The sequence below is a fragment of the Paenibacillus sp. J22P165 genome (assembly GCF_059692015.1).
Map to the genome: position 1 here is coordinate 76,941 of NZ_JCAUAP010000008.1, position 16,413 is coordinate 93,353.

Below are 16,413 nucleotides of genomic sequence, written 5' to 3' on the forward strand. Positions count from 1 at the left end.
CACTCCCAAAGCTGATTCATTCATCTATATCTTTTTTTGCGTTTGCGTCTTTTTGGTTGAATCTTACAGGTTTTCTTGTTCTTAAAAAGCTGTATCTATGGTGAAACTTGGAGTATGGTGGACGAATTACCGTATCAAATAAATCGGAAGTGCGAAAAGGATAAAACGGAACCAAATACGGCATCCCAAGAGAAGTTAATCGCAAAAGATGTGCAACCATCGCTAGGATACAGATAAAAATCCCCAATAACCCCCATAATTGCGCAGCAAAAATAAATGGAAACCGAAGAATACGGATGGTAGCGCTCATTCGAAAAATGGGTGTAGTGAAAGATGCCAAAGCAGATAACGCAACAATGATCAATAAAAAGTTGCTAGTAAGTGCGGCTTCTACAGCGGCCGTACCAAGCACAATGCCTCCAACAATACCGATGGTTTGCCCGATTTTTGTAGGTAATCTGGCTCCAGCTTCTCTTAACAATTCAATGACAAGCTCCATAATGAGCACTTCAATAATAGGAGGAAAAGGTACATTAATCCTCGATGAAATGATCGTTGGCAAAAAGACGCTTGAAATACTCTGACCATGATACGTGATAACGGCAACATATAAAGGTGAGGCAAAGACAGAAAACAATACGGAGAACATGCGAATCAACCGTAGTATGGAGGCAATAATCCATGGCAAATAATAATCTTCATAGGTAATAAAAAATTGCCACAGGTTGACCGGAGCAAAAAAAGCAGTTGGGGACCCATCCTTCAAAACGCAGATTTGACCCGATGATACGGCCCAAGCTACGTAATCAGGTCTTTCAGTCCCGATCGTCTGTGGAAATATCGAGTTAGAATTATCTTCGATCATTTGTTGAAGCAAAGTCGTATCCGTTATCTGATCGAACTGTACATCCTCTATGCGCTGAATGCATGTATGTAAATATTGTTCGTTCGTTAATCCCTCTAAGTAAACAATTGCAACTCGCGACTTGGAAAGACTCCCTGTCGTGAGTTCTTTGATACGTAATTCTGGACAAGGAACGCGCTTGCGAATCAAATTAAGATTAACGTCTAATGATTCAACAAAAGCTTCTTTTGGTCCCTCAACGGTGAATTCGGTTTCAGGTATCGATACGTTACGACCCATTAATGCTGCGGCATTGACCAAAATACATTGTTGGCTTTGAACGCCATACCGAATAGCAACATAACCCCGAAAAATTTTATTTTGAATATTGTCCCAATCGGAGGATATTTCTTTTTCCGCTACAGGAATCAATTGATACAAATCCTCGAAGGAAATGTCTGAACTGCTGCTCAAGCAACTGAGGATATGCCAATGCAGGACTTCTGGCTCCGTAAGAGATTTAAAATATCCGATGAACAAAGAAATCGTGTTTAATTTATGTTCGTAGCTTACGAAATCCGCTGAATCACTAAGCTCCTTCCATATCCGAGGGACTGAAGTCACTTCTAATCACTCTTTTCTAATAATAATTTCTAGTTCATTGTGTCACTTCAAAGGGATAATTATGCAGATTCTAAGCCTGTACTGCTCAATCTTTGTTGTTGGCGCAAAACACAAAAAAGGAGCCCGTGTGTACGGGTCTCCTCTAGTTCTCATATTTATAACTTCGTAACTTACTTTTGCGCTACGTAACGGCCTAACCAATCCTTAAAGTGCGTCGAAGTAATGGTTGCCTTGTTATCAATTGGAACGAGGGATTGATCGTTCACCGCAACTGAGCCGTAGTAAGGCGCATTTGCGTCCGTGACAACCTGGCGTGGGTCTTTCGTTGCGTTAAAAAATTGTCGAACGAGCTCGTCCATTCGAATCTGATCTGGTCCAGCCACATCGACGATGCCATTCGCTGGCGCTGCAAGTGTGAAGTCGACTAGCGCTGCTGCAACATCATCCGAAACGATAGGTTGCATAAGAGCGGAAGGCAATCGTACGGTATCCCCTTGCGTTGCTACATCGGCAATGCCGCCGATGAATTCGAAGAATTGGGTCGCGCGTACGATCGTATAGGGAACCTTGGACTTCTGGATAAGCTCTTCTTGCGCCATTTTTGCACGGAAGTAGCCACTTTGGAGAAGTCGTTCCGTACCTACAACCGATAAGGCAACATGATGACTTACACCTGCGGTAGCTTCAGCAGCAAGCAGATTCGTATTGGATGTAACGAAGAAATCCAATACGGCTTGATCTTCCCACGAAGGCGCATTTGATACGTCAACGACAACCTGCGCGCCATTAAGCGCTTCTGCCAGCCCCTCACCAGTGATCGTGTTAACACCCAACGAAGGTGATGCCGCGAGTACATCGTGACCAAGCTGACGAAGGTTGTTTACAAGTTTTTTCCCAATAAGTCCACTACCACCGATAACTACAATTTTCATGTTAATTCCTCCTAGTTTGTATTGCCATCAATTATGGCATGAAATGTTTTTATAATTCATAACAGCTAACTTACCTCTTTGTGTAACACTATAAAGACAATTGGCGATCTGAATGTGTGACATCAATTGATTTATATTTTCCCTTGCTTATATCCGATATCCATTTTATTTAAACTCCTCACCTGTAAAAGCAAAGAGTGAAAACAAGAAAAGCAATGAAATAAGCACAAAAACACCCATACATATATAAGAAGATATTTTTTGGGAGCGTGGTGAGATCGTAATCCCCCAGCTTATGAAGAATGCCCAGAGACCATTGCTGAAATGGAATACAGCCGACAATACGCCGATGACGTAAATGATAAAGAACATAGGATTCGTAGAAATCTGATGCATCGTCGAACCAAGTTCCTCATGCGTAATGTTCCCTAAGTAAATTTGAAACCGAGTATTGAAAAAATGCCAAAATACGAAAATAAATGTGAGAACACCAGTAATACGTTGCAAAGTAAATGCCCAGTTACGACCGTACGTGTATTGTCCGGAGTTCAACTTGGATTGATAGGCCATATAAAGGCCATAAATGCCATGAAACAATATCGGAAGGTATATCCCGAAAATCTCCAGCAATGGCTTAATTGGCAGACTGTTGATGATATGCACGTAGTTCGCAAAGCCATCTGGTCCACGTTCAAACGCTTGAAAATTGATCGACACATGCACAAGAATAAAACCACCAAGAGGAATTACCCCAAGTAGCGAGTGCAGTTTGCGCCAGTAATATGAATTCCCGTTCATTTTCCACCTCTCTAAGTTGACTTGTTCACACTACTAAGACAATTGGCAGCTTCAATGTGTGACATGTGTGACATTCCCCTACTATGAAAGTGAGCATGAACGTTTTTTAGACATAACAAAAAGAGGCTGTCATTATGTAGATTTCTCTACATATGACAGCCTCTTGCCTTTAAAGTATCGATAACTTTGTTCGATTAATTGGAAGGAATGATTCGAAAATCTTTATCTAAATTGACAAGCATTAAGAAATTTGGATTGAATGTAAAAATGCGTTTTACCTGGTAATAGGACATGGTCACAGCAGTGAATGCTTCACTGAGCGAGAAACGCAGTTCTGGCCTGTCCATTAGCAGTCTGCGTGATTCACCCTCGAATTCATGGCCGCTTGAAATCACGACTAGCTTGCCTTTACTCACTGATTTATCAATTGCACTCAGAAAGTATTCCGCCTGCTCGTAGCCGTATTCATTGCGAAGCCATTCGTGAAGATTAAATATGATGGAATTAGTCGTCGTATAATTACGTTCAAGATCATGTAAATCTAAAAAAAGAGAACGAGCTTTTGCATAGTGCGGGTCTTCAGGATTCATTAAAGCGGCTAAAGCTGTTTCATCCAGAAAGATTGCATCCTGAATGTTCAAGTGGTTATCCATATATCAGCACTCCTTAAACCTCTAGTTTGCAAAGACCATCCAAATATAGAAGAGGGTTATCTTCCTTTTGATTCACTGAGATGGGGGTTGATCCATATGTAGCGTTTGCCAGGTACTGAACAATGATCCCATTGACGACCGCTTGCACGGTCGTATGCCGCATATCAGCGATTGCTTGCAGTTCAACAACATATTGCGGATTCAGTTCTATAGCGCCTTCATCTTCTTGTTTTTCATTTCGTGGAGAAATGAGTTCAGAAGCAGTGGACATCGCTTTTTCATATTGATTCTGGATAAAGCGTTTGTAATTATTCGCCAATGTGAGTCACTCCTTATAACATAGCCTCTAAAACGATTCGTCTATTTTTGTCGATATAAGGGGGTACTCTTGTATGACCTACTCTACCGCGGGGCGCAAGTGGGATTATCTCCTCGTCACAAGCGGTAAAAACACCTCATCTACGATCTGCGCAATTGTGTCCTCGGACATCGGTTTGTTATGAAGAATCAATTCATGGCGAGCCAGATCAATAGGCAAATTCATCTCGCGTTCGGTTAAAGAACGATCTGGCAGTTCTCCCCTTTCCATTGCGCGCTGAACGATAATGGACATCGACCTGCTTTGTCTGCCTTGAGGAAACATGACTTCAGCGATAGAAGTCGTCCCGATCTCCATGACGAGCCCGAATATAGCCTTCGAAAGCAGCTCCGAGGCGTTCCGATTCATCGATCGCAATGCGTCGCATACATCGTCCCTTAAATTACCATGATTAGGTATTTCATCGAGCGGTAAGGGAATGCGCTCACGAACGGCTGCTAACACGATCTCCGCTCTGTTGGTCCATCGCCGATATAAGACGGCTTTGCTTGTCCCCGAACGTTCTGCTACCCCCTCCATCGTAAACTGAAAATACCCCCGTTCATTCAACTCTTCGCGGACTGCTCGCATGATCGCGGATTCCAATTCTTTGCCTCTACGCCTTGATTTTACCGAATCTTTATCTTTATTTTTATCTTGAATAGCGTCCATGGCTGGAGACAACCTCCTAGTAAAAACATGTTGAGTTTTATCTGTAGATAGTATATCATAAAAACCGTTAAGATACGACGCGTTTCTTATTTTGAATAAGGAGAGTGATCATATTGCAAAAACTAGAACCAGCGGCGATGCCAACTCCGGAACAGCAAAAAGCCACTAAAAAAATGATGCTCATTCTCATGATTGGCATCTTGGCCCCATTATTCGACACGACGATTACGAATGTAGCCATCGAAACACTAGTCCGTGAATTTCATTCAACTGTGTCAACCATTCAATGGGTAATGACTAGTTATCTACTTGCCTTGGGAATGGTCATTCCGATCACGTGATGGGCAGTGGAGCGGTTTGGCGGCAAAGCGACATGGATATTTTCGCTCATCGTGTTCCTGCTTGGATCCGTACTATGCAGCTTAGCTTGGAACGTAGAAAGTCTGATTGTTTTCCGTATTATTCAAGGGATCGGCGGTGGATTACTAATGCCGGTCATGCAGACAATGGGAGCTCGTGCTTCCACTGGGCAAGGTACGAGCAAAGCCATGGCCGCGGCGTCATTGCCAGCACTACTCGGACCCATCTTCTAGGTCCTGTTATTACTGGTCTAGTAGCATTGGTAGCTTTCGTTCTGTACGCGTCAAAAAAGGGAAGCGAAGCGCTCCTCGATGTGAAATTGTTTAGAACAGGTTCATTTACGGTAACCAGTATCCTTCTCTTTTTATCCGGTCTGACCACTTTCGGTGCCATGTTGTTACTACCACTCTATTTCCAGCAGGTCCGCGGCGAATCGGTGTTAATGTGACATCTCACGATCCAGCTGCTGTAGCCATTGCATTTGATCACACGTTTAGTTGGTCGATTATTTTTACTGCGCTGGCGCTCATCCCTTCAGCTTTTTTGCTAAAAGTAAAAAAAGAAGTAACAAGTTTTTAAGTAAGAAATTAAAATTCACCCGAAAGAGAGTGAGAAATTCATATGCAAATATCGCAAGGAACTTCCCCGAAGAGTGCTATTAAAAGAATGCTAATCGTCAACGTCGTTATTCCATATCTCATCTATCGCTTATTGGAGTCTCATATGAGCAGTGTAGCCGCGCTATCTATTGCAGCTGCCATTCCCTTGCTGGAAACGATCTATGGTTTCATCAAAACTCGTAAACTTGATGCTTTTTCTCTGTTTATTTTTTCATCATTGATTCTTGGTGTGCTAGCCACGCTCATCACAGGTGACGAAAGGTTCATTTTATTGAAAGAATCTTATGCCATAGGGATTATGGGTTTAGCATTACTAGTTTCGCTGCTATTTCAAAAACCGCTTATGTATGTTTTCGCCAAACGAACGTTAAACGATCCGCAGATGACGTATAAATATGAAACCAACCCTGCCGTTCGGGCTACCTATCGCAAATTAACACTCGTCTGGGCTGTGGTGCTACTGTTCGAAGTCAGCGTGAAAATTTGCCTAGTCTTTCTTTTGACTACAGATCGCATGTTAGTTATCGCTCCGATTGCCTCCATCGTCATCATTGGATTAGGGGTGTTATGGACAATCCGATATGTGAATAGTCGTAAGAAAGGAGCGCGTTAAGGCATTTCAGAAACGAAGCCTGAGGTAAGTCTTCCTCGGGCTTTTAAATTTATCTGCTTTAGAAATGTAACGTCAATCATGTGGATCTTTTCAAACTGTTTTTATTACGCTATAATTTCGTCACTACTTTAGGTTTTAGTCTAACAATAAAATAATGGATGGAAGATGATAAATATGGCGTGTTTAAAAGTTGAGAATATGTGTGTCGCAACCATTTCTGAAGTTTTGCAACTTTTCTCTGGTAAATGGACTTTTTTAGTGTTAACTGAGCTATTAAAAGGACCTCAGCGTTTTAATCAATTGCGCAGAAGTTTAGATAATGTAAATACAAAAGGTTTGACAGATACCTTACGTAATTTAGAACAACACGAATTGATAAAACGTGAAGTGTTTCCAACTGTACCTGTAACAGTCGTATACTCAATTACTGAAAAAGGAAAAGCCTTTTCAGATGTCTCTAACGAAATTTTTCGTTGGAAAACCGATTGGGATCCTTCTGATCAAACATCGAGATTCTAAGAGATGAAACTGACTAACTTTATATTTATAAAGCATATTTAAAAAAAGTGCCTTCTTATGAAAAGAATGAATAACTGCTATAGTTGACTCCTAAGACAAAATAAAAGGAGATTAACAACATATGAAAAACCAACAAAATACTGATCAAGAAACGCTTGTCATCAGAATCAATCAATTAGAACAAAGAGTCCAGCGAATGGATGACATCGAAGAGATAAAAAAACTGAAAGCTCGTTTTTTCCGGTATCTTGATGAGAAAAAATGGGAGAAATTTGGTAATCTTTTTACAGCAGATGCTTCTCTTATTTCACAAGGTCAAGATTTTTCTGCTATCGGTGGGCAAGGCTACGGGAAAATGATCGGAGATCTTGTGGGTAAAGCACCTACGGTTCACCACGGACATATGCCCGAGATTGAGATGATCGACAAGGAAAATGCTGAGGGTATTTGGGCCATGGAGGACTTGTTGTCCTTCCCTGATGCAAAGGATGCCTATCCTGGGCACAACGGGTATGGTCAATATCGTGAAATGTATAGAAAAGAGAATGGCACTTGGAAAATCAGCAGCACGGTATTAACTCGATTCCGCATGGATCCTCTTACCAATTGGAATCCGAATACGGACCCTATAACCGGACAGCCTGTAAGCAGCAATTAATTCGATGCTTCTATCCAAAATATAATATATATAAACTATGAAATCCCTTTGGAGCTCAGTTTGAGCATTCAAAGGGGTTTCTTGTATGAGCATGTAGTTTTATTCCTTGCTAATATACAAATAGAGCGTTAACCCTAGAGGTTAACGCTCTACCCATTTTCAATTAAATACTAAGACTAAAGTAAATCTAGTGATAATTACACAGGAAACTTGACACCAGTCAACTCTTCACTAAGACGCCAGAGTTGCTCAGCGTATTCAGGATTAATCGCCCAATGCTTAACTCCCGTTCCTAGAGGGCTGTCCGCGGCAACTGCCTTTGCAATATCGACATTCTCGCAATACACGCCTCCTAGACCTTCTAATTGCTTGTTTACAGCACACCATATAATTGTAGATGCACCTTCGGAAACGGTCTTCAGCTCATCGTTATACGTACTAAAACGTCTTTCCCCCCGCTCATCTAGCGCCCCCATTGCACGCATTTCATCGTTCGATAAATGACGTGACAAATCGGTTACGATAGAACCAGGATGTACGGAAAAAGCACGAACACCATGATTTCTACCTCTCCTATCTAACTCAACGGCAAATAGTGCATTGGCAGTCTTGGATTGTCCATAAGCGATCCATTTATCGTATTCACGCTTAATAAAATGGGGATCGTCGAAGTCTATTGCGCTAATCACATGGCCGCGAGAGGAGACAGATACAACTCTAGCCCCTTCTGCTTTGATTAAAGCTGGCCAAAGTTTAGCAGCTAATTGGAAATGTCCCAAATGGTTAGTAGCAAACTGGGATTCGTACCCGTGTTTATCGCGTGAAAGTGGAGATGCCATAATCCCAGCACTGTCAACAAGGATATGCAATGGGCGATTGGAATGAAGAAAGCGCTGGGCAAAAGCATTAATGGAGTCAGGATCTAATAGATCCAACGATTCTAATTCAACTCCAGGAATATTGGAAATTGCAGCCTGTGCCTTTTCTGGGGTACGTGCGGGTACAATTACTTTAGCCCCTGCTTCCGCAAGTATGCGTGTTGTCTCCAAACCTAGACCAGAGTAACCACCCGTAACAATGGCCACTTTGCCACTTAAATCTTCTCCTTGAATAGCTTCCTTCGCCGTCGTTCTAGGACCAAATCCTGAATGAATAGGCATTTGTATCGTCGATTCGATATTGTTATTTTTCTGCATTTGTATCCTCCTCCAATGTTGATAATTCTTAATCTTGATTGAACAATTCCCTGTGCCCTGCTTTAGACATGTATTTCTTGTGCAACGACTCCAGCAACTTTACTCTTGTTCCCACTCATGAAAGCAAGGATCAAAGCAACTATCGCAAAATAGCCGCTTACGTTTAATGCCGTGTGAAAGCCTGATAATAACGCTGTGTTTGCAGATTGATTGTGTGCCGATGCGGTAACCGTAGTTGCAATGGTTGCTAGAATGGACAAGCCTAAGCTCCCACCCAATTGCAGGAACGTATTGACTATGCCGCCAGCAATTCCGTGTTCCTCGGGTTTAACATCCTGAACAGAACCGACGATAACTGCTGTGTAGGACGCACCGATGGACAAACCAAGAATGATAAAAGCAGGAAGAATAAAGGATGAGTAATTTTTACCCATATCCATATGACTTAACCAGAACATGCCGAGTGCATTGATGGTTTGCGTAACAATTAGTACTTTTTTGGCACTGAATTTACGCATAAAGAAAGGCGTGACTTGCGTTACGATGATGGATGTCAGACCTAACGGCATGAATGCTAAACCGTTTGCTAGAGATGAATAGCCAAGTTCATGGAAGTACAATGTCGAGAAATAGTTGAAGCCGGTCGTATAAGAAAACATCAAAAACCCGATAATATTGGACGTAACGAGCGACCGAAACCTGAACAGACGAAGCGGCATCAATGGATTTTTAGCATGTTTTTCAATAATGATAAAAACAGCCAATACCAATATTCCGATAATAAACATGGCGATCTTCGCTGAGGTCCAGTTTCCATCGACATCCGGCATTGAAATGGCGTAGACTAGAGCGAAAATACCTGCTAATACAGAAATCAATCCGAGAATATCGATCGTTTGTTTTTCTACTTTGATCAATGGACGTACTTTAACGAATAACAATCCGATGATGAGCAATATCGCTAGTGGAACATTAAGAAAGAATAATGATCTCCAGCTCGCGGAATCCGTTAGCAAACCTCCAACAATCGATCCTGATGCCGCTCCTGCGGACCCTAAAGCGCCAAATATACCAAATGCTTTGTTTCGTTGCGAACCTTCCGCAAAATTATTGCTAATAAGGGACATAGCAGCTGGAATTGAAAAGGCCGCTCCAATACCTTGAACAGCTCTTGTCGCAATCAGCCAGACTGGATTCATTGCCAAAGAGCCTGCCAAAGAAGCTAGCGCGAAAGTCGTTAAACCTATCAATAATACTCTTTTTCTTCCGAGTAAATCACTGGCTCTTCCACCGATCATCAGGAAACAAGCGAAGGTAAGAACATACGAAGTTACGATCCATTGTAAGTCGTTTGTCTGCATGTGAAGCGCTGCTTGAATGGATGGGAGCGCGACTACGACGGTTGAACTGTTCATAACTTCGATAAACTGGGTTAAAGAGACAATAATGAGTAAAAGCATATTCGCTTTCGAAATTCTATCACTCACTTTTTTTTCACTCCTATCTATTTAAAATGGGATTCTTGATATCTACTTACTGGACTTAGCCATCTCAATTGCTTTAGTGACTGCATCCAATGATTGGAGATGTTTTTATTGGAATCATCTGAATTTGAGAGTAATTGTAAAACATCGATTTCTGACGTTTTGGATATTCTTTCAGGAAAATGGACTTTTCTAGTAATAACAGAACTATTAAAGGAACCACAACGTTTTAACCAATTAAGAAGAAGTTTAGGTAACATTAATACGAAAGGATTAACAGATACTTTAAGGAATTTAGAAGATCATCAATTGATAAATCGCGAAGTATTCCCTACCGTTCCAGTGTCAGTCGAGTATTCTATTACTGAAAAAGGAAAAGCTTTTTCGGAAGTATTTACGGAAATGAACCGTTGGAAAACCGTATGGGATTCTCCTGACGAGAGTCTTACTCAATAAACTTTCAAAATCAGTTCTTATTTAATGGTTTCCAGTTAGCGAGAGGATCCATACGGAATCTAGTAAGGACTAAACTACTGATTTTCCATAATCCATCGACACGCTCATAGCTTTCCCTGTATTGTCCATACCCGTTATGCCCCTCAGGTGCACCCTCTACGTCAGGAAAAGTTAATAAATCTTCCATCGCCCAGATACCAAAGGCGTGATTTTCATCAATCCAATCTATCTCCGGCATATGTCCGTGGTGAACAGTTGGTGCTTCTCCCACAAGCTCAGCTATTACTCTGCTAAACTCTTCTCCGTCTTTAAACACATGTCCATCAGGTTCAAGCTTTACGCCAGCCGTAAATATCGTAGATAATTCCGACCAATTCTTTTCATCCACAAATCGGAAATAACGTGCTTTCAGTTTTTTTATCTCTTCAATGTCTTCCAAACGTTGGTACCTTTGTTCCAGTTTTTTAATTGTATTGAGTATGTTTTCTCTCTCAGTTACGCTTTCTTGTTCTGTATTTTGAATATTATTCATATAGGTGTCTCTCCTTCGAATTTTAGTAGTAAACGAAATAGTCATTAGATTCTTTTGATTCTTTTCTCAAAGATACTGTTCAAAAGTTGGGTAGTGATGAATGACTAAAAGAAAGATAGTTGGATATTTTGTACCCACATTTTGAACAACCTCTTCTCATTTAGGATGGTAATTGATCGTGTCAATTGCCTCGGACACAACTATAACAGGTATTCGTATTTAACATAAGGAGGCTATTTTTTTATATATGCTTTAAAAAAGTAAAGTAATTAAGAGGACTCTGATAAAATAAAAAACCCGCACTTCTGCGGGTGTTGATCGCTTCATACAAAAAAGGATCGTCTGACTGATATCAGCCAAACGATCCCTACTCTACTTATTTAACGAGCCATGTTATTGACGGTATGCTTGGTATCAAAAACAGAAATGTGATCTACTTTTCCGCTTGATTTGGGAATAATAAATTTAAGTTGGAACACATCGGATGCTTTATAAATATAAATCGTATCATTGCCGTTCACCTTGGTATCTACTGGTTTTCCTAGCGCTTGTTGAATTTGGTTTAATGTTATAGTTTGCAGCTTTGGATCGTTGGAACGAATATCAATGATTTGATCTCCCTTATTAAAGCCAATGACGGCATTTTTCTTGCCATAGGTCGCATATATGAAACTACCTACCACATCTTTGTGATCCGCACTTCCCCATGCTTTCTCCACATCTTCGAAGAATCCTGTTTCTCCTGCAAACGTAATGCCAGCCACTTTACCAACTTTCGCTAATTCAAACATCTCTTTAATTTGTTTAGTAACCGTCGTTGCTTCAGACGGTGCGGATACTGGCTTTACAGTGATGTTGCCATTTGGAGTTGAAAGTGGTGCAGATGAAGCTGCTGGTGTTTCGGTTGGTGCAACTGTTGGTGTAGGTTCAGCTACGACACTAGGCGTGGTACTAACTATAGGAGCAGCTGAGTTCGCTGTTGGTTTTTCAGTAGATGCACAGGCTGTAAAGATAAGCATATTGGCAAATAACATGGAAATGACGATTGCTTTATTTCTATTATTCATAGTAAGTTCTCTCCTATCTATATTTCATTAGTGGCAAATTAAGAGTATTCGAGTGATTATTTCTTCTCTATTGCTGTCGCTATCGAATGACTCCCTCCTTCAAACAAAGATTATCATATCAAGAACGATCGGTCAAGATTATTTTGACCGATCGTTCCAAATAAGTGATATGTCGTTTTCTTTACAGTTTGCATAAGAAATCTTCATTAAAGAGATAATATGGAAAATTTATTGGAGTTGTGTACACATGATTTCTTCGCTGAATTCCGTTTCGTACCCACAAGAAACGATTAGCGCCGACATAGCGGAGAATGAAGCGTTGCTTCGTGGTATATTCGTAGATTGTTTCGACATCATATTCCAAAAGGTCGATTTATCTGACGAATGTTCAATTCTAATGGTCTACGTTGACGGAATGATCGACAAGACTATATTTAAATCAACGTTATTTCAGTCATGGCTTATGGAAAAAACCGGCGCAGGCAATGGGCAGAAGGTCGACTTTCCGCTATTGAAAGACCATTTTGCAGCCGTACGGCCCATACAAAACGAAAACCGAATAAATGTAATCGTTGAATCCGTCCTGAAGGCCTACCTAGCCGTCTTCGTTGATGGTGAAGAGAAAGCGATTCTTCTGGAAACTTGTGACTTGGAGCACCGCGGAATCGAAGAACCTGCCTCCGAGGTAACCATACGTGGACCAAGAGAAAGCTTTACCGAAATGCTTCAAACGAATACGAGTTTAATTCGCCGAAGAATACAATCGCCAAAACTAAAGCTTGAATCCGTCGTCCTCGGCACGATTTCGCAAACTAGAATCGCCATTGCCTACGTGGAGGGACAAGCTTCTCAGGAATTAATAGCACTCGTTAAAGAACGAATATCCCGTGTGCAAATGGACATTGTGCTGGATTCTGGTTATATAGAAGAATTCATCGAGGATGAATCATTCACCCCCTTCCCTCAAATCATGAATACTGAACGTCCGGATATTGTTGTCGCCAATCTAGTGGAAGGGAAAATTGCTATTTTGACCGACGGCTCCCCTCAAGCATTGATTCTCCCGATGACATTCTGGATGACTTTTCAATCTGCCGAGGATTATTTCGAACGATTTATTTATTCCACTTTGCTTAGATGGACGCGATTTATTCTGTTTTCTATTTCTTTATATCTCCCATCGATGTATGTGGCGATTACAACGTTTCATCCATCGCTATTGCCGACGAACTTTTTGCTAAGTATCACTTCGGCTCGTGAAGGGGTCCCGTTCCCCGCTGTCATTGAAGCGTTATTGATGGAGTTTCTTTTTGAAGGCTTACGTGAGGCTGGCGTACGACTTCCGAGAGCTGTCGGGTCCGCTGTCAGTATTGTCGGTGCTTTGGTTATTGGGGAAGCTGCAGTTCAAGCAGGAATTGTATCCGCTCCGATGGTCATCATTGTCTCTTTAACTGGGATCGCATCGTTTGCAATTCCCCGTTACAACATGAGCATCGCTTTCAGGATTCTTCGGTTTCCACTCCTTATTATTTCGGGAGTGCTCGGCTTATTTGGCATAACCATGATGTCCATCATTATCTTAATCCACCTAGTCAGATTAGAGTCTTTCGGTGTTCCCTACTTAACGCCGATTGCTCCATTCCAACCGAAACAAATCAAAGACGTTCTCATACGTGCTCCCTGGTGGAAAATGATTTCCCATAAGGCCTTAATTATTGGAAAGCCTAGACGGAGGTAATATGCGAATCCAAAAAACTGGCTTGCTATTCGCAGCCATACTTCTGTTGCTTCCGTTAACTGGATGTTGGGATCGACGCGAATTGAACGACCGTTTATTTGATTTGGGTTCAGGTATCGATACCCTCGATGCGGGAAAAATATTGCTAATTGGACAATTCATGATCCCGTTGGAATCCAAAGGAGCCGGTAGCGGAGCTAATAAATCGTACTTTATCGAAACAGGGATCGGAAAGACTTTGCCTGAAAGTATCTTTGATTTGCAAATCAAGTTATCGCGCAAAATAACGCGTAGTCATCGACATAACATCTATTTCGGAGAAGCAATGGCAACCGTAGGTATCTCTGAACTAATGGATTCGATCACTAGGGATCCCGATAGTCGACTCAAGACAGATATTTGGGTTGTAAAAGGACAGAGCGCACTTGAATTTATGCAAATGTCCTACCCACTAGAAAAAATGCCCGTCATCGCTACCTCCAAAATTAGAGAAACCATTGGCAAAGAAATCGGCAATTCGCTTCTTGAATTTTTAATCGAGTCCAATGTTGAAGGCAGCGGTCCTACGCTTCCAGCTATCGAAATTCAGTTTGATCCAAAACTCAAAAAAAAAACATTTCGTATTTACGGACGTGCAATTCTTAATCGTAAGCAGCAATTGGTTGGCTATTTCGATGCCATAGAATCTGCTTATCGGTTATGGGTAATCAGAGAAACGAAACGCATGCCAGTCACAGTCCCCCTATCGAACGATACAACGTTCAGTGTTGAAATCCAGCAAACGGGTTGCAAAGTACGTAGCGAGATAGACGTTGACAGAGTAAATTTGGAGGTAGAAGTACATGGTGACGCTACCGTGCAGGAGAGCAATACGTCTTTGGAACTTCGAAATGCGGAGAATTTGTGGAAATACGAAGTGGAATTGAACAACCAAATTGAAAAGTCTATATTTGCCATGATTCAAAAAGCGCAAAAGCAGTTCAAAATCGATGTATTCCATTTCGGAAGAGCGGTCAGTCGACAACACCCGAAAGAATGGAAGGAAATGAATTCTCGTTGGGAGCAAGCGTTTACTGACGCGAAAATTACCGTTCATTCACACGTGAAGATCAAGCGAATAGGGCTCCAAGGGTCACGCCCCTATATGCAGTAAATAAGGAGCTTATATGATGAAGTTGACGAAATATCAGTTTTTTTGGCTATTATTATCGATGGAGATCACAACACTGCTGCTAACACCCAGTCTTACATTTAAAGAAGCTAAACAAGGCGCACCACTGGCGATTCTCATAGCTGGTGTGATAGCGATGTTTGTCACCTATATCGCGATAAAATTAAGCCTACTCTATCCTGAAGAAACGTTCGTAGAATACGTTCCGAAAATTATTGGCAAATGGTTGGGCAAGACGATCATCTTCGCATACCTTATTCTCTGGATTGCCACAGCGGGTATTATCCTACGCCAATATGCAGATTTTGTTCATTCAGTCTTATTTATGGCTACTCCTTTTTGGGTTGTAGTCCTATTCATGATGTTCGTAATGATATACGCTGTGCATGGAGGCATTCATATTGTTGGGCGCTGCAGTGAAGTCATTGGGCCTCTCATTATTTTCAACATTAGCGTGTTCAAGATTCTAACTATCATTAATTATCGCCCTGAACGAATGCTACCACTCTTGCCTATCGAGGGCATTATTCCAGTGTTAAAAGGTAGCACATTAGCTGCTTCTTTCTTGAGCGAATCGTTTATGATTGTGATGCTTGTCTCTTTCCTTACCGATAAAAAAAAGGCCCTATCCTCGGGGTTATGGGGTGTAGGAATTGCCGTGGCCATTCTTATTACGGGTGTCATCGATGTCTTGTTGATTATGGACAATACAGTTCCAGCCAAGCTGTTGTACCCTATTTATTATATAACGCAATACATTTCCATTATGGAATTCATTCAAAACCTTGACATCTTGTTGGTCGTTGGAACGATTTTTAGTTTTTTTATTAAGTTATGCCTGTATATGTTTATGACAAGTTACGGAGCGTCTAAGTTATTTCATATTAAAAAATGGCGATACATGATTTGGATCGTCGGGATCTTAATTGTAGCTGTTGCCTTGTTTCCGAGAAATGTGGTCGAATCTCAAATCATTTACCCGTATTTCTGGAGAAGTATCGCCTTACCCATTTTTCTATTCGGATTGCCATTATTACTGTGGATGATCGGGAGTGCTCGAAGTCGGATGAAAAGAACAGAACGGAGCTCTTAAAGAGCTTCCGTTCTTGTGAAATATG

Annotated in this window: 19 protein-coding genes; 9 read left to right on the forward strand and 10 right to left on the reverse strand. The window is 41.4% G+C overall.

The features are described 5' to 3' along the window. Positions 1 to 16: 16 nt before the first annotated feature. From AC58QM_RS20450 to AC58QM_RS20475, 6 genes are all read right to left on the reverse strand, one after another. Entirely contained in the window at positions 17 to 1,468 is a 1,452-nt protein-coding gene (locus AC58QM_RS20450) for a spore germination protein (RefSeq protein WP_497286698.1), read from the reverse strand. Between the two features lie 170 nt (positions 1,469 to 1,638). Further along, entirely contained in the window at positions 1,639 to 2,400 is a 762-nt protein-coding gene (locus AC58QM_RS20455) for an SDR family oxidoreductase (RefSeq protein ID WP_497286699.1), read from the reverse strand. A 165-nt stretch (positions 2,401 to 2,565) separates the two neighbouring features. Continuing rightward, entirely contained in the window at positions 2,566 to 3,198 is a 633-nt protein-coding gene (locus AC58QM_RS20460; RefSeq protein ID WP_497286700.1) for a succinate dehydrogenase cytochrome b558 subunit, read from the reverse strand. Positions 3,199 to 3,392: 194 nt separating this feature from the next. After that, the gene (locus AC58QM_RS20465; RefSeq protein WP_497286701.1) at positions 3,393 to 3,851 is read right to left on the reverse strand and encodes a type II toxin-antitoxin system VapC family toxin; all 459 of its coding nucleotides are present in this window, start codon (positions 3,849 to 3,851) and stop codon (positions 3,393 to 3,395) included. Between the two features lie 13 nt (positions 3,852 to 3,864). After that, positions 3,865 to 4,170: a hypothetical protein gene (locus AC58QM_RS20470; protein WP_497286702.1), complete on the reverse strand. Its 306-nt coding sequence runs from the start codon at positions 4,168 to 4,170 to the stop codon at positions 3,865 to 3,867. A gap of 105 nt (positions 4,171 to 4,275) precedes the next feature. After that, positions 4,276 to 4,881 (reverse strand): TetR/AcrR family transcriptional regulator, encoded by a 606-nt coding sequence (locus AC58QM_RS20475; RefSeq protein ID WP_497286703.1) that lies wholly within the window; start codon positions 4,879 to 4,881, stop codon positions 4,276 to 4,278. A 113-nt stretch (positions 4,882 to 4,994) separates the two neighbouring features. Here AC58QM_RS20475 and AC58QM_RS20480 point away from each other — a divergent pair, with 113 nt between their 5' ends. From AC58QM_RS20480 to AC58QM_RS20500, 5 genes are all read left to right on the forward strand, one after another. Further along, a complete protein-coding gene (locus AC58QM_RS20480; RefSeq protein ID WP_497286704.1) occupies positions 4,995 to 5,222 on the forward strand; it encodes a hypothetical protein in 228 nt (75 codons plus the stop codon). A 6-nt stretch (positions 5,223 to 5,228) separates the two neighbouring features. After that, the gene (locus tag AC58QM_RS20485; RefSeq protein ID WP_497286705.1) at positions 5,229 to 5,474 is read left to right on the forward strand and encodes an MFS transporter; all 246 of its coding nucleotides are present in this window, start codon (positions 5,229 to 5,231) and stop codon (positions 5,472 to 5,474) included. A gap of 388 nt (positions 5,475 to 5,862) precedes the next feature. Further along, entirely contained in the window at positions 5,863 to 6,474 is a 612-nt protein-coding gene (locus tag AC58QM_RS20490) for a VC0807 family protein (RefSeq protein WP_497286706.1), read from the forward strand. A 174-nt stretch (positions 6,475 to 6,648) separates the two neighbouring features. After that, on the forward strand, positions 6,649 to 6,993 hold the full coding sequence (locus AC58QM_RS20495) for a winged helix-turn-helix transcriptional regulator (protein ID WP_497286707.1): 345 nt from the start codon (positions 6,649 to 6,651) through the stop codon (positions 6,991 to 6,993). Positions 6,994 to 7,114: 121 nt separating this feature from the next. Continuing rightward, a complete protein-coding gene (locus AC58QM_RS20500) occupies positions 7,115 to 7,651 on the forward strand; it encodes a nuclear transport factor 2 family protein (RefSeq protein WP_497286708.1) in 537 nt (178 codons plus the stop codon). A gap of 197 nt (positions 7,652 to 7,848) precedes the next feature. Here AC58QM_RS20500 and AC58QM_RS20505 read toward each other — a convergent pair whose 3' ends face one another. Then, complete coding sequence (locus tag AC58QM_RS20505; protein WP_497286709.1) at positions 7,849 to 8,847, reverse strand: oxidoreductase; 999 nt, start codon at positions 8,845 to 8,847, stop codon at positions 7,849 to 7,851. A gap of 62 nt (positions 8,848 to 8,909) precedes the next feature. After that, positions 8,910 to 10,334: an MFS transporter gene (locus AC58QM_RS20510; protein WP_497286710.1), complete on the reverse strand. Its 1,425-nt coding sequence runs from the start codon at positions 10,332 to 10,334 to the stop codon at positions 8,910 to 8,912. A gap of 108 nt (positions 10,335 to 10,442) precedes the next feature. Here AC58QM_RS20510 and AC58QM_RS20515 point away from each other — a divergent pair, with 108 nt between their 5' ends. After that, positions 10,443 to 10,787 (forward strand): winged helix-turn-helix transcriptional regulator, encoded by a 345-nt coding sequence (locus AC58QM_RS20515; protein ID WP_497286711.1) that lies wholly within the window; start codon positions 10,443 to 10,445, stop codon positions 10,785 to 10,787. Positions 10,788 to 10,797: 10 nt separating this feature from the next. On the opposite strand, the gene AC58QM_RS20520 is transcribed toward AC58QM_RS20515, so the two are convergent. Both AC58QM_RS20520 and AC58QM_RS20525 read right to left on the reverse strand, forming a co-directional pair. Continuing rightward, complete coding sequence (locus AC58QM_RS20520; RefSeq protein WP_497286712.1) at positions 10,798 to 11,319, reverse strand: nuclear transport factor 2 family protein; 522 nt, start codon at positions 11,317 to 11,319, stop codon at positions 10,798 to 10,800. 380 nt (positions 11,320 to 11,699) lie between these two features. Beyond that, on the reverse strand, positions 11,700 to 12,386 hold the full coding sequence (locus tag AC58QM_RS20525; RefSeq protein ID WP_497286713.1) for a YjgB family protein: 687 nt from the start codon (positions 12,384 to 12,386) through the stop codon (positions 11,700 to 11,702). Between the two features lie 247 nt (positions 12,387 to 12,633). Here AC58QM_RS20525 and AC58QM_RS20530 point away from each other — a divergent pair, with 247 nt between their 5' ends. From AC58QM_RS20530 to AC58QM_RS20540, 3 genes are read left to right on the forward strand one after another with little or no spacing between them, the layout of a single operon-like run. Continuing rightward, a complete protein-coding gene (locus AC58QM_RS20530; RefSeq protein WP_497286714.1) occupies positions 12,634 to 14,124 on the forward strand; it encodes a spore germination protein in 1,491 nt (496 codons plus the stop codon). A 1-nt stretch (position 14,125) separates the two neighbouring features. After that, positions 14,126 to 15,277, forward strand: coding sequence for a Ger(x)C family spore germination protein (locus tag AC58QM_RS20535; RefSeq protein ID WP_497286715.1), 1,152 nt, complete (start codon positions 14,126 to 14,128; stop codon positions 15,275 to 15,277). Positions 15,278 to 15,290: 13 nt separating this feature from the next. Then, a complete protein-coding gene (locus AC58QM_RS20540) occupies positions 15,291 to 16,388 on the forward strand; it encodes a GerAB/ArcD/ProY family transporter (RefSeq protein WP_497286716.1) in 1,098 nt (365 codons plus the stop codon). Positions 16,389 to 16,413: the final 25 nt, after the last annotated feature.